This window comes from Marinobacter salinisoli (genome assembly GCF_017301335.1).
Lineage (GTDB): Bacteria > Pseudomonadota > Gammaproteobacteria > Pseudomonadales > Oleiphilaceae > Marinobacter > Marinobacter salinisoli.
In genome coordinates this window covers 3238101-3256982 of the sequence record NZ_CP071247.1, presented here as the reverse complement: position 1 = coordinate 3256982, position 18882 = coordinate 3238101, and the positions used below count along the sequence as shown (strand labels likewise).

Annotated in this window: 13 protein-coding genes and 4 tRNA genes; 9 read left to right on the top strand and 8 right to left on the bottom strand. The window is 57.4% G+C overall.

Going from position 1 to position 18882, the window contains the following annotated elements; all coding sequences use genetic code 11:
• The first annotated feature begins 9 nt into the window (after positions 1–9).
• Entirely contained in the window at positions 10–1971 is a 1962-nt protein-coding gene (gene gspD, locus LPB19_RS14855) for a type II secretion system secretin GspD (RefSeq protein ID WP_206643660.1), read from the top strand.
• Here gspD and LPB19_RS14850 read toward each other — a convergent pair.
• The 6 genes from LPB19_RS14850 to purE form a co-directional block, all read right to left on the bottom strand.
• The gene (locus LPB19_RS14850; RefSeq protein WP_206643659.1) at positions 1961–3928 is read right to left on the bottom strand and encodes a M48 family metallopeptidase; all 1968 of its coding nucleotides are present in this window, start codon (positions 3926–3928) and stop codon (positions 1961–1963) included. The two genes, gspD and LPB19_RS14850, sit on opposite strands and share 11 nt — an antisense overlap.
• Before the next feature lie 11 nt (positions 3929–3939).
• Positions 3940–4527 (bottom strand): LemA family protein, encoded by a 588-nt coding sequence (locus LPB19_RS14845; RefSeq protein ID WP_206643658.1) that lies wholly within the window; start codon positions 4525–4527, stop codon positions 3940–3942.
• Between the two features lie 24 nt (positions 4528–4551).
• A complete protein-coding gene (locus LPB19_RS14840) occupies positions 4552–6609 on the bottom strand; it encodes a putative bifunctional diguanylate cyclase/phosphodiesterase (RefSeq protein WP_206643657.1) in 2058 nt (685 codons plus the stop codon).
• A gap of 261 nt (positions 6610–6870) precedes the next feature.
• The gene (gene sodB / locus LPB19_RS14835; RefSeq protein ID WP_206643656.1) at positions 6871–7449 is read right to left on the bottom strand and encodes a superoxide dismutase [Fe]; all 579 of its coding nucleotides are present in this window, start codon (positions 7447–7449) and stop codon (positions 6871–6873) included.
• Between the two features lie 69 nt (positions 7450–7518).
• Positions 7519–8637: a 5-(carboxyamino)imidazole ribonucleotide synthase gene (locus LPB19_RS14830; RefSeq protein ID WP_206643655.1), complete on the bottom strand. Its 1119-nt coding sequence runs from the start codon at positions 8635–8637 to the stop codon at positions 7519–7521.
• 38 nt (positions 8638–8675) lie between these two features.
• Entirely contained in the window at positions 8676–9167 is a 492-nt protein-coding gene (gene purE, locus LPB19_RS14825; protein WP_206643654.1) for a 5-(carboxyamino)imidazole ribonucleotide mutase, read from the bottom strand.
• Between the two features lie 173 nt (positions 9168–9340).
• Between purE and LPB19_RS14820 the strand changes: the two genes are divergently transcribed.
• From LPB19_RS14820 to LPB19_RS14800, 5 genes are all read left to right on the top strand, one after another.
• Entirely contained in the window at positions 9341–10306 is a 966-nt protein-coding gene (locus LPB19_RS14820; RefSeq protein WP_206643653.1) for a coiled-coil domain-containing protein, read from the top strand.
• A gap of 138 nt (positions 10307–10444) precedes the next feature.
• Positions 10445–11329, top strand: coding sequence for a DUF2846 domain-containing protein (locus tag LPB19_RS14815; protein WP_206643652.1), 885 nt, complete (start codon positions 10445–10447; stop codon positions 11327–11329).
• Between the two features lie 551 nt (positions 11330–11880).
• A tRNA-Val gene (locus tag LPB19_RS14810) sits at positions 11881–11956 on the top strand.
• 44 nt (positions 11957–12000) lie between these two features.
• A tRNA-Asp gene (locus LPB19_RS14805) sits at positions 12001–12077 on the top strand.
• 8 nt (positions 12078–12085) lie between these two features.
• Positions 12086–12161, top strand: a tRNA-Val gene (locus tag LPB19_RS14800).
• Positions 12162–12203: 42 nt separating this feature from the next.
• Here the strand turns inward: LPB19_RS14800 and LPB19_RS14795 are convergent.
• On the bottom strand, positions 12204–13610 hold the full coding sequence (locus LPB19_RS14795; protein ID WP_206643651.1) for a 3-oxoacyl-ACP reductase: 1407 nt from the start codon (positions 13608–13610) through the stop codon (positions 12204–12206).
• Between the two features lie 170 nt (positions 13611–13780).
• Here LPB19_RS14795 and LPB19_RS14790 point away from each other — a divergent pair, with 170 nt between their 5' ends.
• Together LPB19_RS14790 and LPB19_RS14785 are read left to right on the top strand one after the other, a co-directional pair.
• Positions 13781–15121 carry an acetyl-CoA C-acetyltransferase gene (locus LPB19_RS14790; RefSeq protein WP_206643650.1) on the top strand — a complete coding sequence of 447 codons (1341 nt, stop codon included), beginning with the start codon at positions 13781–13783 and terminating at the stop codon, positions 15119–15121.
• 98 nt (positions 15122–15219) lie between these two features.
• A tRNA-Met gene (locus LPB19_RS14785) sits at positions 15220–15296 on the top strand.
• 110 nt (positions 15297–15406) lie between these two features.
• Here LPB19_RS14785 and cysD read toward each other — a convergent pair.
• Positions 15407–16330 carry a sulfate adenylyltransferase subunit CysD gene (cysD, locus tag LPB19_RS14780; RefSeq protein WP_206645811.1) on the bottom strand — a complete coding sequence of 308 codons (924 nt, stop codon included), beginning with the start codon at positions 16328–16330 and terminating at the stop codon, positions 15407–15409.
• Between the two features lie 499 nt (positions 16331–16829).
• Between cysD and LPB19_RS14775 the strand changes: the two genes are divergently transcribed.
• Positions 16830–18773, top strand: coding sequence for a DUF3604 domain-containing protein (locus LPB19_RS14775; RefSeq protein WP_206643649.1), 1944 nt, complete (start codon positions 16830–16832; stop codon positions 18771–18773).
• The last annotated feature ends 109 nt before the right edge of the window (positions 18774–18882 follow it).

The window sequence follows — 18882 nt, the reverse complement described above, 5'->3', positions numbered from 1 at the left end:
ATTCGCCACATGCATAACCATAAGACCAACTTGTTGCGGGCTGTAGCCTTACTCATCCTCTTGCCGCTGATGTCGTTGGCCCAGGCGCAGGAAGAAACCTGGCGGCTGAATCTCAAGGAAGCAGACATCCGGGCTTTTGTCACCCAGGTCGCGGATATTACCGGCTACAGCTTCGTGGTTGACCCGCGGGTCAAGGGCAAGGTCACGGTCCTGTCCAGTGCGCCAATGAACAAGAGCGAAATCTACGACCTGTTCCTCGCCGTGCTGAACGTGCACGGGTTTACCGCCATCCCCGGCGAAGAGGTCATTAAAGTGGTTCAGCAGGTTGATGCCAAACAGTCGGCCGAAACCCTGTCCCGTTTCGATGCAACACCCTCCGAACAGCTGATCACCCGGGTTATTCAGGTAGACAATGCCAACGCGCTGGAACTGGTGCCTATTCTGCGGCCGCTGGTTGCCAAATATGGCCATCTGGCCGGTGTGGCAGCTGCCAACGCGCTGATCGTCAGCGATCACTCCTCCAATATCCAGCGGATTGAACAGATCGTTCGTGAACTGGACAGCCCCTCGAAGTACGAGGTGGAAGTTATCCAGCTGGATGAGGCCTGGGTAGGCGACATGGTGGTCCTGCTGCAAGAGCTGGCACCGGATGAGCTGGGCAAAGGGAACGGTGAGAATGCCTCTCGTAAATACAGCGTCACTGCGGACGAACGGAGCAATCGCCTGATTCTGCGGGGGGACAAGAACTTCCGGGACAAGATGAGAGGGCTGATCCGTCAGCTGGACCAGCCATCGGCCACCGGGGGAACCACCAAAGTCATTCGCCTGAAACACGCCGACGCCAAGACCATGACGGAAATCCTGAAAGGCGTGATGGGCCAGGTGGTTGAGGAAGAATCCGGTGGCAAAAACGGAGCGGCGTCCAAACCCGGCGCCAATTTTGCCGTGTTTGCCGATGAAGGGCTTAATGCACTGGTTGTGCGCGGCGAACCTTCGCTAATGCAGGAGGCGGAACAGATTGTCGCGAGTCTCGATGTTCGGCGCGCCCAGGTCATGATTGAGGCCGCCATTGTCGAAATCAGTGACGAGCTCGGGCAAGATCTTGGCGTTCAGGCTGCCATTGGTGATCAGTCCGGTGGCTCGACACCGATTGCTGCCAGCAACTTCGATAATGTTGGTCGAAGCCTGAGCGAAGTAATCGGTGCCATTGTCGCTGAAACGCCGATTGGCCCCGCCGCAGGCGGTATCACTATTGGTATCGGGGAAGAAGATAAGGGTGGGCTTACCTGGGGGATTCTTCTTCAGGCTCTGTCCACCTCCGCTGCGGCGAACCTGCTTTCCACGCCCAGTATTATCACCCTCGATAACCAGGAATCCGAAATCATCGTTGGTCAGAATGTGCCGTTCCGGACCGGCGAGTCGACCGTGTCGGGTGATGGAACCACCAATCCGTTTACCACCATCGAACGCAGGGATATTGGTCTGACTTTGAAAGTCACGCCCACCATCAGTGCAGACGGTCTGGTCAAACTGGTGGTTGAGCAAACCACCGAGAACGTGGCGGATAGCGTCGAGAATGCTTCCGACATCGTGACCAACAAGCGGGAAATCAAAACCACGGTCCTGGCCGATGACGGTGAAACCATCGTGCTCGGCGGCCTGATCCGCGACGATTTCCAGGTCGTGAAAAGCAAGGTGCCCCTGCTCGGCGACATTCCCTTCCTCGGGCGCCTGTTCTCCTCAGAGTCCGAGCGTCGTACCAAGCGTAATCTTCTGGTGTTCCTGAGGCCCACCATCATGCTGGGTAAACTGGAGGCTGTGGCGGTGACCGAGGACAAATTCAATGAGCTGTGGGACGTGAACCTGGATATGCGCGACAAGCTCAAGCTGCCGAAGGCCGAAATCAACCCGGAAGTCGACGTCCTGTTTGACGGACGCCGCCGGGAGAGGTTGCGGGATATCAGCGAGTAAGCGGCGGCATCGGGCAGTCGAGCTGGTCGGCAACCAATCGCATCAGCTCGTACTCCCTGGCTTCAATCTTGCCGTCATGAATAATGCAATCTCCGCAGGCATCTATGATGGCGGGTTTCAGGAGGGGTGATAATCCATTGAGCATCGTCAGCGCCTCGCGTAACTGGCGCAGACTCACCTTCTCAAGAATCATTGTTTCATCTGCACGGTTTGTGAAGCTCGCCATGACTCGCTGGAAGAGGGTTTCTGCATCCGCCGCCTTGCTCGTTCCCGCTCGTGCCATCAGGCTCAGGACCCGTTGTAGGGCTGGCACCACCTGGCGGTAATTGCGATACCGCACCGGCACGTTCCGGCCGGCACCTTCCCCCAGATGGCGTGACAGGAAGCTGGTCAGGGCCAGCTCAAACAGTGATATTTTCCTGTCGGCCGCCACCAGTTTCTGTACATTGGTTTTCAGCAGCCTGCGCTCGTCTGGATCGAGCTTTCTCAAGGCCGGCATGGCCAGTTCCAGGGCTGGGAAACCTATGCCGTCACCTGCGGCCCGAAGGGTGGGTATCAGCAGCATCTGAGCGTCGTGCTGGGCTCCCAGAACGGGATGGTCTGGGATCAGCGCCAGCCTGCCCTGGCGTTCCTCTTCTGACAGCCCGCAGATCAGCAGGGCATAACATAGCTGAACTGCACCGGTGCGAGTGTTGAGTTGCGCCCGAAAGCTGTCTGGCAGCTGGTTGAGGAAGCCAATGGCAAAGGCTTCACTTTGCGGTGTCACCGTGCCGACCCGATCCGACAAGCGGGTGCTGGCTTGTGTTGTCTCGTCCCGATAAGTGCGGGCAGGGCTGTGGATGATCGGGCCGGAATCCGAAAAGCCGGCGGCATGGGGTGGCGCTGCTTTGGCAGCCGCAGAGCGCAGGTCTTCTGTGGCCCGGGCATCCCGGAACCGGCTGCGCAACCTGGCCAGCATGCCCGGCTGAATCGCGTTGATGCGGTCTTCCACCGGCGGATGGGACGCCAGCAAAGACGCAAACTTCATCCGCGTGCTTTCGCCGAAACACATGTGGTTCATGTCGCTGGCGTGGCTGGTAGTGTCGAGGTAGCCGCCCTTGAGACCAATTTTGTATAAGGCGCTCGCGATACCTTCGGGATTGCGGGTGAACTGAACCGAGGAAGCATCGGCGAGCATTTCCCGCTGGCGGGATACCGCCGATTGAATCAAGCGCCCGAAGAACACCCCCACGTAGCCAATCAGCACCAGGGCCAAGCCAACAATGCCCATGGCGGCCTGAGCGCGGCCATCCCTGGAAGAGCGCGATGAGCGCGGGCTGCCATAGAACGAGACCCGGAGCAGGAACCCGCCGATCTGACCAATCATCAGAATGCCGGCCAGCAGGGCGATCAGCCGAATGTTGATTCGCATGTCGCCATTAAGGATATGGCTGAATTCATGTCCGATGACGCCCTGGAGTTCGTCTCTGGACAGTTGCGTCAGAGCACCATGGGTGACCACCATGACCGCTTCGCCGGTCGTGTAGCCCGCCACAAAGGCATTGATGCCGGTCTCCTGGTCCATTACGTAGAGCTCGGGTACAGGGACACCGCTGGCGATGGCCATCTCTTCAACGATGTTGCGTAGTCGGCGTTCGTCGTGGTCTCGGGTGTCAGGGTCGATTGGTCGGGCGCCGACCATCTTGGCGACCCGCGTCCCGCCGCCCGCCAGATCCACCCAGCGAACCAGTGAGCCAATCCCAATCAGCGCGATGACAACCGCGCTGGTGGTAAGCCCGTGCTGTGACAGTAACCATTCATGGAAGGCAAGGTGGCTGGTTTCGCTGCGAGTGACAAAGTAGCCAACGAGGCAGACGGCCAGGGTGATCAGCGTCACGGCCGTCAGAAACAGGAGAACCAGAAAACTGGTGTTGCGCCGGGCCTTCGCCTGGCGCTGGAAAAAGCCCTGATGCGACATTGTGGGACGTCTTAGAATGAAACTTTCGGTGCCTGCCGGGCCTCCGGAGACTCCAGCTCCAGCTGCGCGGTTTCTTTGAAAGCAAACATGCCGGCCAGTATGTTGTTGGGGAACTGCTCGCGGAACGTGTTGTAGGTCATCACGCCATCGTTGTATGCCTGGCGCGCAAACGCGACGCGGTTTTCGGTACTGGAAAGCTCTTCCATCAACTGCTGGATGGTTTCGTTGGCTTTCAGGTCGGGGTAGTTCTCGGCAACCGCATAGAAGTTGGCCAAGGCTTTGGTCAGAAGGTTTTCGGCGCTGCCCAGGCGTTGGATCTTGGTGCTGTCGCTGGGGTCTCTGGCGGCATCCTGCTGGGCGCTGACGGCGTTGTGGCGCGCCTCCATTACCTGGGTCAGTGTGGACTTTTCATGGCTGAGGTAGGCCTTGGCCGATTCCACCAGGTTGGGGATCAAGTCGTGTCGACGTTGCAGCTGCACATCGATCTGGGCGAAACCGTTCTTGAACTGGTTTCTCAAGGTAACCAGGCGGTTGTAGATGAAAACCAGGTAAAACACGACGGCGGCAATAACAATAAGGCCGATCAAGGTGGTACCCATTGCAGCTCCTGTACAGTGGTGGTTTCAGACGTTATTTTCGGCGAATTGCTCGTGAAAGCTGTGGACGAAGGTCTCAAATTCACGAGCGGGTATTGGTTTACTGAAGTAATAACCCTGCGCCAGACGACAGCCGCGCTGGGTCAGATAGTACTCCTGCTCGGCAGTTTCTACACCTTCGGCCACCACGGACAGGTTCAGGCTGCGGCCCAGGTCAATGATTGTGTTGGCGATACGGGTGTCTTCTTCGTTCAGCAGCAGATCGCGAATGAATTGCTTGTCGATTTTCAGGTGCTGTACCGGCATTTTCTTCAGGTAGGTCAGTGATGAATACCCGGTACCAAAATCATCCACGGCAATGCTGATGCCGGCTTGATTCAATTGGTGCAGCTTGTCGACGGCATCCGCCAGGTTGGTCATGAAGCTGGTTTCGGTCACTTCCAGCTCCAGTCGCCCGGCAGCAACGTTGTGGCGATGCAGGGTGTCCAGAATGTCCTCAACCACGTCGGCCTGCTGCAGTTGAACGGCTGAGAGGTTGACGGCGATGCGAACGCCGATGCCCTTGGCCGCCCATTGTGAGGCTTGCCAGCAAGCTTGCTCCAGAACCCACTGACCTATCTCGACGATGGCGCCGTTGGCTTCGGCAACCGGGATGAAATGGTCGGGGGGCACGAAACCGCGGGTGGGGTGGTTCCAGCGAATCAGTGCTTCGGCGCCGATGATGCGACGGGTTTCCAGATCTACCTGTGGCTGATACACCAGGTGGAACTCCCCCTTGGCCAAAGCCTCGGACAAGTCCCTTTCGAGCAGTTTCCGGTCCCGGATTTCCTGGTCGATGCTGGCGACGTAGAACTGCAGGTGGTTATGACCACTTTGTTTGGCGAGCGTCATGGTCTGCTCGGCGCTCTGGAGCAGACGGTCGGCCTCGTCCGCGTCCGAGGGAAACATGGAAACACCGACCGTAGCAGACATGCTGACGGTCTGGTTTTCTGCGCTGACCGGTGTACTGAAGCAGGTCAGAACCTGGTCCGCGGACTCGGCTGCCTGAAAGCTGTTCTGGATGCCCTTTTCGAGAATGGCAAACTGATCACTGCCCAGTCGGGATAGTGAGAATCGGCTTCCGGCGAGTGTCGACGAAAGTCGGTCTGACAATTTCTGCAGGATCAGGTCGCCGACTCGAAAGCCGCACTGCTCGTTGACGGATTTGAAATCGTCGATACCGCAGACCATCAATGAAAGGACCTGACCGTCTTTCCGCGCCAGAGCGATCTCCTGCTCAAGCATTTCCATAAAGGTCTCCCGTCGGGGGAGCCCGGTAAGCTGGTCGTACTGAGACAGCCGGTTGGCTCGTATCTCGGCTTCGCGGTGACGTTCCTGGCTGTCTGCAATAGACACCAGCAGGTTGTTGGTGGCGTTCACCCAGAGACCCATCTCGTCGCGCTGATGGCCTTTGGGAATGGCGATCAGTCGGCCATCGGGGTGTTCGGGATCAACCGATTTGATCGACCGGATGATGTTAATCATCGGGCGGGCCAGCAGCAGGTGGAAAACAAAAAAGACGGCCAGGCCCAGAATAGCGGCGGTCGCCAGGCCGGAAGCGAAGGTAACTGCAGACCGGCTGAGCCAGGTGTCCGCTGACAGTGCCGTATCGTAGTGAACTTCCAGGTAACCGTACACGATGTCCGAGCTTTCGCGCGTCAGGGCGGTCTGGTATTTCCGGTCCGCCTCGAAGATGGCGTCTGTCAGGGGCCGGTAGGCGGTCTGGCGCAACGGGCGGTCTTGGCCGCCCAGCGGTTCTCCATCCGGATGGGTGATCCTTGCCAGGTGTATGGCATCCACGGCAAGCAGGCCTTTCGTGACTTGATGGGCCAGGTCGGCATCGATATTGAACACAGCCTGGGTGGCTGCATCTCTGACCATTGCGATGGTTTCAGAAGCCTGATTTTCCAGGTTGGTGGATACGCGTCGAGCATCGATAAACACCTGGACAGCACTGATGACGAACCCGCAAAGCAGCGCTATGGTCAGAATCCACCACAGAATACGGTCGCCGAGGCGCTGTTCGATGTTGAGGTAATTATCCATTCAGGCTTGTCAGTCACCCATGTTGGGGGATGGAGAATGTCGTTTTTGGTCTTAAGGCAGATCGTGATCCCGCGTATGCTTGCCCACGTTTGCGTTTGCACGTAACTGCTTTAAGTATCAATGATTTTTCCAGAGTATGTCGGGGTTGCGTGTATCAAATTGTTTGGTTTTCGTTCGGCCAGATACAAAAAAGCGCCCACGTAATTGTGGGCGCTTTCGTTGGCAGCCTGAAGGCTGCCGGAACGTTCCGCGAACGAATGATCAGGCCAGGTTTTCGTTTACGAAATCCCAGTTGACCAGCTTCCAGAACGCTTCAAGGTAGTTCGGGCGGGAGTTGCGGTAATCGATGTAGTACGCATGCTCCCAAACGTCTACCGTCAGCACCGGCTTGTCGTCGCCGGTCAGAGGCGTTTCAGCGTTACTGGTGTTCACGATGGCGACGCTGCCGTCTGCCTTCTTGACCAGCCAGGTCCAGCCGGAACCAAAGTTGTTGGCAGCCTTGTCATTGAACTCTTTCTGAAAAGCTTCGAAAGAGCCAAACGCTTTTTCAATCGCGTCTTTGGCCGCGCCGGTGGGCTCTCCGCCGCCGTTCGGGCTCAGGCAGTGCCAGTAGAAAGTGTGGTTCCAAACCTGTGCGGCGTTATTGAACAGAGGGCCGCTGGCGCTCTTGATGATGTCTTCAAGAGACTTGTTGGCGTTGTCAGTACCTTCGACCAGGCCGTTCAGCTTGGTGACGTATGTGTTGTGGTGCTTGCCGTAATGGTACTCCAGGGTTTCCTGGGAAATATGCGGTTCCAGCGCGTTCTTTTCGTACGGCAGTGCGGGAAGTTCAAATGCCATGAGGTCGTTCTCCCTGTCTCTCTTTGAATGAATGTTCACTGCGCCACTATATGGGCGAATTGATGCATATCAACCCTTGGTGGTGAGGGAACTTCTAAATTCCGGGCTGCCCGGCAGGAATTGGGCGCAGTTGCGCACCCGCCAGACCAGCTCTTCGTAACTGTCCGCCAGGATGTTGACGTGACCGAGCTTCCGGCCGGGTCGTTCTCCCTTATTGTAGAGGTGAACGTGCGCATAGGGCAGTTCCAGAATTCGATCGATCTCTCCGTGCTCGCCGATGATGTTGACCATGCAGCTCAGGCCTCTGGCCTCTACGTTACCCAGAGGGTGGCCGCTCACGGCGCGAATATGATTCTCGAACTGGCTGGTCATTGCGCCTTCGATGGTCCAGTGGCCGGAATTGTGCACCCGGGGCGCCATCTCGTTGGCCACCAGGCCGTCCTCGGTCTCGAACAGCTCCAGAGTCAGTACGCCGACATAGTCCATTTCGTTCAGCAGGGCGCGTATATAGCGCTCGGCTTCTTCCTGGATGTCTTTTCGAAGGCCCGGAGCCGGGGCGATGGAGTACCGCAGGATACCCTCGTGGTGGGTGTTTTCCGCCATCGGGTAGAAGGCCACGTCGCCGTCTTCGGCGCGGACGGCGATGATGGAAACTTCGCGCTTGAACTGAACGAACTTCTCCACGATCAGCCGGGGGTGGCCGATGGCCGCCCAGGCCTCCTGTGCTTCCTCGGGGCTTTTGAGTACCGCTTGGCCCTTGCCGTCGTAGCCTTCGGTGTTGGACTTGGCTACCACAGGGCAACCCAGAGCTTCGGCTGCGGACTTCAGTGATTCGGCGCTATCCGCGATCTTCCACTGGGGGGTGGGAATGCCCAGTTCGCCGAACAAGGTTTTCTCCCGTTCCCGGTTTTGACACACCTGCAGGGCGCGGGGGCAGGGATGCACCGGCTTTTCTTTAGCCAGCCTTTCGGCGACCTCTACGGGCAGGTGTTCGAATTCGTAAGTGACCCGGTCGACACGTGAGAGGAAATCGTCGAGGTAGTTTCCGTCCCGGTCAATGATCACCTCACCCAGCCCTGCGCTCGGGTTGCCGGACATGTCATAGAACACGAAGGTTTTGGCCAGCGGGTAGCCGGCAAGTGCCAACATTCTTCCGAGCTGTCCAGCGCCAAGAACACCAATTCTCATTTCATACTCCTGCCATCGTTCGGGGTCGGAAGCGGGCGTCAGTCTTCCCGGGGATCGGGATTGTCCAGGACAGCCTGGGTCTGCTCGGTGCGGAACGCCTCAACGGCTTGCTGCACATCCTGATCAAAGGTGCCGATGATCTGCGCTGCCAGAAGGCCCGCGTTGGTGGCGCCAGCCTTGCCAATAGCCAGTGTGCCCACCGCCACACCGCCGGGCATCTGCGCGATCGACAGCAGAGAGTCGAGTCCGCTCAGTGCTTTGGACTGTACAGGCACGCCAAGTACCGGAAGGGCCGTTTGGGACGCGACCATGCCGGGCAGATGGGCGGCACCGCCGGCTCCGGCGATGATGACTTTCAAACCACGGGCAGAGGCAGACTTGGCGTATTCGAACAGCAAGTCCGGCGTTCGGTGAGCCGACACAACTTTCGTTTCATACGCGACGCCGAGCTTCTCCAGCATCGTCGCTGCATGTTCCATCGTGGGCCAGTCGGATTTGGACCCCATGATCAGTCCTACAAGTGGCTGCATAGACAACAGTCCCTACTAATTTGAAAGCCGGCCATTGTATGGTCTGGTCAGTGTCTGCGCAACTTGGATGCCTGTGCGGAGGCCGCTGCGAGGCGGGCCGATTCCCCGCGGGTTTATGTGCATGTATTATCGACTATTAATTGTAGACAACCCCTCCACATTTAGGAGAACCAATGGAACCCATTCGCCCAGACGACGATGAACTCCGAGCTGAGGCCCCGATTGTCACCGGCCAGCGTGATGATCCCAGTGAAAAGACGGCCGCGGCAGCAAACCGCGGCACGAAAGCAAAGCAAGGCGAAGCGCCCTCGAATCGGTCCGGAAACGGCTCTGGTGGAGGTGGGCGCAGTCTCACCATGCTCTGGCTTCTCTTTATTGCCGTTGCGTGTGTCGCGCTCGCCGGCTGGTACTCCCAGAGCCAGCGCATCAAAGCACTGGAGGGGCAGCTGGAAGAGGCGGATTACTGGGCCCGTCAGAGTAAGCTTGCCCTGGCGCGGGTGGAAGGCGAGTTGTCTGAGACCGGGGAAAGCCTTGAAGAGCGTGGCGCCACCCTCGGTGAGCAAATTGCCTCGAACCAGAGTGGGCTCAAAGCCGCCAACAGCGAGATCCGAAAGCTCTGGGTGGTTGCCAATGAGCGCAATAAGGCCCGGCTGAATGAGCATGAAGAGCAGTTGGTCACTCTCGAACAGCGGCTCGCCGAAGACGCCAAGGCCCTGACCGCTTTGCAGGCTTCAGTGGAAAGTGTGCGCACCTCTCTGGCCGCCGATCTGGCTGCCCTCGAAAGCCAGTCCCAGACGTCCATTTCGGCCCTGGAGGAGACTGCCCAGCAGTTGACGGGGCAGCTGACTGGTCTGACCCAGAAAATGGCCGAGGTAGACCAATTGGTTGAAGCTCGCATCAGGCGCTTCGAGCAGGAGCAGAAACTGACCGCCAGTGGTGTTGAAAGTCGGTTGTCCTCGCTTGAGCAGAAAACCAGTTCCGCTGCGGGGCAGGGAAGCGTTCAGGCACTTCAGCGCGAGGTGGCGGGGCTGGAGAAAACGGTCGCGGCGATTGATGCTTCGCGCTCTCAGTTGACGTCGCGGTTGGTTCGTTTGTCTGAGGAAGTGAACGCCTTGCGCGCCCAGGTGTCGGCAAACTAAGCGTGTCTGCATTGCTGCAAGGGCGTGCAATCCGGTCTATGTAACGGTTTGTATTCAGCCCTTGCGGTAGCTCTCATTTCTCCGTGTAGGCAGTTGGTATTATCTGACCACTCGCGGAAAGATGAAGAGTGAACAACAATGAGAAACCGAATTCTCCAGGCTCTCCGAGCGACTCTGGCGGCTCCAAGGGCATGGATCAGCGCCTTGTTGGTAGTCGCCGCAATTTCAATATCGGGCTGCAAGATCTACCAGTCTATTGGAAAGAGCGTTGGCGGCTTTGTCCATCCGGTGTCCGGTCACGACTTCGTTCATATTCCCAATGACGACTGGGATCCGAAGAACGCGCTGATCTATTTCTATCGCCCGCACTCCCAATGGGCAGCTGACGAAATTGAATCCCCCAGTGTTTATATTGATGACAAGCACTATTTTAATTTTCGGAATGACAGCTTTACCTGGCTCGAGGTAAGTCCCGGGGAGCGTCACATTAATATGCGCCGCCCTTTGCTGGGGCTGGAGGGTATGGGGTCATTCGCGTTGAGCATGATCGTCGATGCCACGCTGAAGGTCGAGCCTGGCCGCATCTATTACCTGCGCTACAGCGAAGTGAGTCAGCCCGACCAGGTGCACCCCGATATGGATTCAGAGCATCCCCTGGCTCAGGGCGACCTGCAGTGGGTCACCCGGGATTACGCCATGGGGCCAGAAGAAATCGTCACGACCCGTTTTCTGAACGCCGATTTGCTGGCGCCAAATCATGCAGCGACCTCTATCGTCGAGATTAACGAGGATACCGATTACGAGCGTGCTCTTGCGGCGCTTGAAGAGGAGCGTGAACTTGAGATTGAGCGCCTCAAGGCGCAAGGGCTCTACAACGAATCGCCCTGGTACTGGCCGTTTGGGTCCAGTGAGCCGCTTGAGGCGGATCGCAAGATCGAAGAACTGGAAGCTGCTTATGCAGATTTGGAAGAAGAGCGCGAGCGTCAGGAAGAGCTTGAGTCTGGCGGCTGGTGGTTCTTCTAGTAGTACACCGTGCAGAAACGCATCGCTCGGGCCGGGTATTGTCGAACAAGAGAAGGGTGACTAAACTGGCGTTGGTTCCATTGCAAGGAAGGCACGACAATGTCACTGAAGGAATCCATTGCAGACCGGTACGGGAAAATCACCGGTGAGCTTTTGCCCCGGCTAAAAACAACCTGGGGTGAAATGCGGGAATGGCTTGATGAGGTAAACTGCTCGTTGGCCAATCAGGCGGTCCCTGAAAAACGGCGTTCACGGGTCAGCGAGTTGTCGCTGTCTCGGAAAGCCACTCAGGCGGGACAGGGAAGGCCCAGGCTCAGGGTGGTTAAACGGCGCTCAAAAGAAAATCGTTAAGGCCGCTGTTTTGGATGAAAAGTGTCCAAAAATAAAGGCTTGGAAGTTTTTTTCGATTTTTTTCTGAAAAGGTTTGACACCGTCAGCGAAATGCTTAAAATGCGCGTCTCACTTGGTTGAGACAGCAAGTTCGGTCGACAAGACAGCTTGAGTGTCGCAAGTGAAACCCATGATAAAAGCCAGCTTGCTGGTTGCGAAGTGGGTGGTTAGCTCAGCTGGGAGAGCATCGCCCTTACAAGGCGAGGGTCACTGGTTCGATCCCAGTACCACCCACCACTTTTCATGGGTACTTAGTTCAGGCTTAGATGCCGGAACGATGCGGAGCGGTAGTTCAGTTGGTTAGAATACCGGCCTGTCACGCCGGGGGTCGCGGGTTCGAGTCCCGTCCGCTCCGCCACTCTTTCTGGGTGGTTAGCTCAGCTGGGAGAGCATCGCCCTTACAAGGCGAGGGTCACTGGTTCGATCCCAGTACCACCCACCATATTTTAAAAAGGCGGACCAAATGGTCCGCCTTTTTTCGTTTCTACTTTCCTATCAGTGATTGACCACAGACTCGAACGATATTTCCGTTAACCCCGTTTGATGCCGGGTTGCAGTACCATGCGATGGCTTCCGCGACGTCAATAGGGTGTCCGCCCTGGGACAGGCTGTTCATGCGTCGGCCAGCTTCCCGAATGGTGAGCGGCATAGCGGCCGTCATCTGGGTTTCGATGAAGCCCGGGGCGATGGCATTGATGGTGATGCCGTTCTTGAGTTGTTTGGCCATGGACTCGACGTAGCCAATCACTCCGCTCTTGGCCGTGGAATAGTTGGTTTGGCCGAAGTTACCGGCAATGCCGCTGATGGAAGAAATGCATACGATCCGGCCATTGTCCCGAAGCAGTTGTCGTTTTTGCAGCTCCTCGTCAATCAGTTCTTCCGCGCTCAGGTTCACGGCGATGGTCATGTCCCAGAAGTGTTCCGGCATGTTGCCCAGCGTTTTGTCGCGGGTGATACCCGCGTTGTGCACCACCAGGTCAACGCCTTCAAAATGTTCCGCAATAAAGTCGGCGATCAGATTGGGGGCCGCCGAATCGGTTATGTCACAGGCGAAGGCTTTGCCGTTGATGCCATCCGTGACCGCCTTCAGTTCGCTCATCGCCGATGGTATGTCCAGTCCAATCACGGTGGCGCCGTCTCGTGTCAGGGTTTCGGCGATGGCCTTCCCAATGCCGCGCGAGGCGCCGGTGACCAAGGCAACTTTGCCGGTCAGCGGCTTTACGTGGCTGACAGCCGGTACAGAGTCTGATTTTCCGATGCGCACGGTCTGGCCTGAAACATAGGCAGAACGCGGTGACAGAAAAAACCGGATGCTGGAGTCGAGTTGCGGGTCGGCACCTGGCGCAATCCAGAGTAGATTGGCCGTTGAGCCTTTCTTGCCGATCTCCTTGGCAACGCTTCGAATAAATCCTTCAAGCGCCTGCTGTGCCGCCGCATTGGCGGGTTTCCTGCAGGTTTGCGGTGCCTGTCCAATGACCACAACCCGGCCGTTGGCAGCCAGCTTTTTGATGGTAGGGTGGAAAAAGGCATAGAGTGCCTTGAGTTGTTCGGGCGTTTTGATGCCGGTTGCATCGAACACCAGTGCGTTTAAGGACTGTTCAACGGCTGTTGTCAGGTTCAGCGCTTTGGCTTTCCTGCCGGCTTGCTCCGAGTCGCCAAGCAGGTCTTGCCCGCTGGCATAAAACAGCTTTGCCGGGCTGGCGGAGAGTGTGCGCCCCACGGCGGTTGCCGCTTTGGCGCCCGTGGCGGCGCCCACCAGCACGTTGCCTTCGATGAAGGGTTCGTCGGGCCGCTGCAGGCGCTTGAGTGGCACTGGGGATGGTAGCCCAAGTGTTTTAACGGCGGTTTGCCCAAGCGGAGTGTTCGCGAGTCTGAGATAGAGGTCCGACATGGTTGCTTCCTTTTTGTAGGTGGTTTCGAACGCTGACGTGTTTAAAGAGTAATTCGTTACGCAGTATTTGTATTGACTCAACGCATTGTTGCTGCAGTCAGGCATGCCAATGAGCAGTGTCGCGCAGCGGCTAGACTTTCCTTCAATGAAACCCGTTATGGAGAATGGTTATGGTACAGGCATCGAAAACGACTCAAAAGAAACCTCGGCAGCGTGGCGGGGCCAACTCGGGAGCAAAGAGCGGAATCCGTCGTGTGGCCATTCTTGGTGGTAACCGTATCCCGTTTGCTCGGTCCAATACCGCCTACAGCAAGCTTGGCAACCAGGAATTGCTGACCTCGGCCCTGCAGGGGCTGGTGGATCGGTATGGCTTGCAGGGGCAGCGATTGGGCGAGGTCGTTGCCGGTGCGGTGATCAAACACTCCCGGGACTTCAATCTTACCCGGGAGTCTGTTCTCAGCTCCGGGCTGGCCCCGGAAACACCCGCATACGACATTCAGCAGGCGTGCGGCACCGGGCTTGAGGCCGCCATCCTCGTCGCGAACAAGATTGCACTGGGGCAGATCGAGTGCGGCATCGCCGGCGGTACAGACACCACCTCCGACGCGCCTATCGGCGTCGGCGAGGGTTTGCGGGAAATTTTGCTGGATCTGAATCGGGCCAAGACCACCTCAGAGCGACTGAAAATTCTGGGCCGCTTCCGCCCGAAGCATCTGGTGCCGGAAGTGCCCGAAAACGGTGAGCCCCGCACGGGCATGTCCATGGGGGATCACGCCCAGATCACCGCGCATAAATGGCAGATCGCACGTGAAGATCAGGATCGGTTGGCCTGGGAAAGCCACCAGAAGCTGGCCAAAGCCTATGAGGAGGATTTCTTCGGCGACCTGATGACCCCGCTTGCTGGCCTGGCAAAAGACAACATTCTGCGCCCGGACACCACGCTGGAAAAACTTGCCACACTCAAGCCTTGTTTTGATCGCGACAATGGCACCATGACCGCCGCCAACAGCACCCCCCTGACCGATGGCGCCTCTTGCGTGCTGCTGGCCAGCGAGGAGTGGGCTAAAGCTAACAATCATGAGGTGAAGGCTTGGCTGACTTTCTCGGAAGTCGCGGCGGTGGATTTCGTGGACAAGCGGGAAGGGCTGCTCATGGCGCCAGCCTACGCCGTTCCCAGAATGCTGGAAAAAGCAGGCCTGAGCCTTCAGGACTTCGACTTCTACGAAATTCACGAAGCGTTTGCCTCCCAGGTCCTGTCGACATTGAAAGCATGGGAAGATCCCGACTTCTGCACCAACCAGCTGGGCCTGGATAAGCCGCTGGGCAGCATTGACCGCGACAAGCTCAACGTGAAGGGCAGCAGCCTGGCGACCGGACACCCCTTTGCCGCGACGGGTGCCCGTATCGTGGCAACGCTGGCGAAGCTTCTGGAAGAGAAGGGGCAAGGTCGCGGGCTGATTTCCATCTGTGCCGCCGGTGGACAGGGTGTCACCGCCATTCTGGAGCGTTAATTTGCAGATAAATTCAAATTGGCTTTGACAGCGAATGATTCAGCCCTTATCATGCGCGCCACGTTGATCGGGGTTGCCCCGGACAACAACCAGTTTGATGCGGGGTGGAGCAGTCTGGTAGCTCGTCGGGCTCATAACCCGAAGGTCGTTGGTTCGAATCCAGCCCCCGCTACCACATAAGAGAAAGGCAGATCAGTTTCGACTGGTCTGCCTTTTTTGTTCGTGATTACAACCAGTCTTTTGGTGGCATCCTCAGCCCTGACCACCGTGCAGGTAAAGCCCCGTTCAGAAGTATCCCTCACGTTTCTTTCTCTCCATTGACGATGCCTGGTCTTTATCCAGCAGACGACCTTCACGCTCGCTGGTTCGAGCCGCCATCATCTCCAGCACAATTTGGTGTGCCGACGTCGCCTCGCTTGCTACCGCCCCGGTCTGGGGATAGCACCCCAGCGTGCGGAAGCGTATCTGGCGCTCGGCCAGGGTGTCTCTTTCCTGCTCGGTCAGGTGTGGCAGCATTCGGTCATCGTCGAGCGCGAGAATGGTGCCCGACGATTGGTCAACCCAGCTGAGTCTCTTGGCGGAGTAATAAAGGGGCACGATGTCGATTTTTTCTCGCAGGATATAGAGCCAGATATCCAACTCGGTCCAGTTGGACAAAGGAAAAACCCGCACAGACTGGCCTTTATCGATCTTTGTGTTGTAGATATTCCAGAGTTCGGGTCTCTGGTTCTTCGGATCCCAGTGCTGGTGTTCGTTTCTGATTGAGAAAATGCGCTCCTTGGCACGGGACATTTCTTCATCCCGCCGGGCGCCCCCTAGCGCGGCATCGAACTGATGATGGGCGAGTGCCTGTTTGAGCGCCTGGGTTTTCATCTGATCGTTGTAGACGACCGACCCTGATTCAATGGGGTGGACGCCCCCGTCCAGCGCTTTTCGGTTTATCCAGACCTCCAGCTTGAGTCCATGCTTTTCCACCAGCGCATCCCGGAACCGGCCCATCTCGGCAAATTCCCAGGTGGTATCAATATGCAGGAGAGTAAAAGGCACGGGAGCCGGCCAGAAAGCCTTGCGTGCGAGATGCAGCATAACCGTTGAATCTTTGCCGATTGAATAGAACATGCAGGGGTTTTCAAAGGAAGCCGCCACTTCCCGCATGATGTGAATGGCTTCGGCTTCCAGGGTGTCAAGATTCGTCATCATGCCGGCAATGCTCCTTAACGCAATCAGGATAAGGTTAAGTCCTTCATCTGCCGCGTCACTTGTCGGAAGTTTTCAGGTTCAAAACTTGGTACGGAAGAGCGCTGGAGTGAGGCTCTTCTCACTACCCTGACGATAAATCGCCTCGATCATCGAAACAGTAGAGTTATTTGTTTTTTATTCATCGAGAAAGTCGATGAAATCTGGCTGAGGTGTTCGGAGGGGAGTTTGCAGCGCTCGGCTTTTTTGTCCCGATCTTGCGCAAGCGGCGCACGAAACTATCCTGTAAGGGGTTGCCCCGTTCCGGACATCCTTTTCTGCTGCGGACGAAAAGAGCGCTTCAGATCCGGAGGGGCATCGTTACCGGAATTCATTCTCTACCGCGAAGGTTGTAGCTCGATCCCACTCGGGATGAATTCGTGCTTCGTTGAGATGCTTTGATGCAGGTATTTGCTTGCCATGGGGCGAGTCACCTTCCTCGTCCGTCATCAAGAAACGGAGGACAACCGTGATGAAAAGGACTCTTCTTTCTCTGCTTGGTCTTGCCGTTGTGCTGCTTGGCACCTTCGTGGCCAAACCCGACTCCGTCTGGGCGCAGTTCAAGCCCTCCAAAGAGTCGCTCTCTGACCAATATCCGGGCAAGGCGTATTCGCCTTATGCTCAACGAAGTTTCCCCAGTCAGGTGTTCTGGGGTGATACCCACCTTCATACCGCTTTATCGATGGACGCGGGTTTGTTCGGTGCACGACTCGGGCTTGATGATGCCTATCGCTTTGCCCGGGGTGAGGAGGTTATGGCGTCAAGCGGGCAGCCGGTCAAACTGTCGCGTCCCCTGGACTGGCTGGTGATTGCAGATCACTCTGACGGGATGGGCTTGTTCAACGACCTGGCCAACGGCAAGCCTGACCTCATCAAATATGAGCAGGGCAAACGCTGGTACGAGGGGTTGCAGGCCGGAGGCGAGGCCTCCGCTGATGCAGCGCTGGACCTTATTACGACGTTTGCTCAGGGCGACATCGATCTGGACATGATGGCGGAGTACTCGCCGGGCGGTAAGACCTACCAGTCCATCTGGCAGAAGGTGGTAGACGCAGCCGAACAGTTCAACGATCCGGGAAGGTTTACCACCATCATCGGCTTTGAGTGGACCTCCCTGGTGGCGGGGAACAACCTTCATCGCAATGTCCTGTTCCGGGACGGCGCAGAAAAAGCGGGCCAGATTGTGCCGTTTACCACCCAGGCGCCGATCGGATCGACCGATCCCCTGGATCTGTACGCCTGGCTCGAGAACTACGAGCAAAAAACCGGTGGCTCGGCGCTCGCGCTGGCCCACAACGGCAACCTCTCGAACGGCATCATGTTCCCGGTTGATCAACAGTACACCGGCAAAGAGATCGATGAAGACTATGTCCGCCTGCGGGCCAAGTGGGAGCCGCTGTACGAGGCAACACAAATAAAAGGTGACGGTGAGGCGCATCCGCTGCTTTCGCCCGATGATGCCTTCGCGGACTACGAAACATGGGACGCGGGTAATCTGGATCTGTCTGAAGCCAAAACCGACGACATGCTTCAGTATGAGTACGCCAGGGAAGCCCTGAAGAATGGCTTGAAGCTTGAGGAGCGCCTGGGAACCAATCCCTACAAATTTGGCATGGTCGGATCGACAGACAGCCACACTTCGCTTGCCGCGGTCGAAGAAGAGAATTTTTTTGGCAAAGCGACCAACGTTGAGCCGAATCCTGAGCGCATGCAGCATCCTTTCACAGAGAGCGAGAATGGCGTCTTTGAGGGCTATGCCTTGACGTCCTCGGGCTACGCGGGTGTCTGGGCGTCCGAGAATACCCGGGCCGCTATCTTTGATGCCATGGAGCGTAAAGAAGTCTACGGGACAACCGGCCCCCGGATGATGGTCCGTTTCTTTGGTGGCTGGGAGTATACCGACGAGGATTTGAACAGTCGGCAGCCGGCTTTCCGTGGCTATGAAAAGGGTGTGCCTATGGGTGGCGATCTGCCCGCCCAGTCCGGCGCGTCAGCGCCAACGTTCATGGTCTACGCGCTGCGTGATCCCATTGGCGCAAACCTTGATCGGGTCCAGATCGTCAAGGGTTGGTTGGACAGTGACGGGGAAACCCACGAAAAGGTCTATGACGTGGTCTGGTCGGATGGCCGTGAAGCCGATGCCGACGGAGTGCTGCCACCGGTTGGCAACACCGTGGATGTGGAGAACGCCAACTGGACCAACACCATCGGTGCTTCAGAGCTGGGGACCGTGTGGACCGATCCGGATTTTGATGCTGCGCAGGCGGCGTTCTATTACGCCCGGGTGCTTGAAATCCCGACACCGCGTTGGGTGGTGTACGATGCCCTGCGTTTTGGGGTTGAGATCCCCGATGGTGCGGAAACATCCGGGCAGGAGCGCGCCTACACCTCGCCAATCTGGTACCTTCCGCAATAGCCGTTCCCGCTTCGGTTTGCCAGCGTTCCGGAAACCACGGACGCTGGCGACGGCCTGCTTCGGGCCTTTCCTTCCCCCCCGTACCGCCTCCACAGAAGTAAGCCAGTGT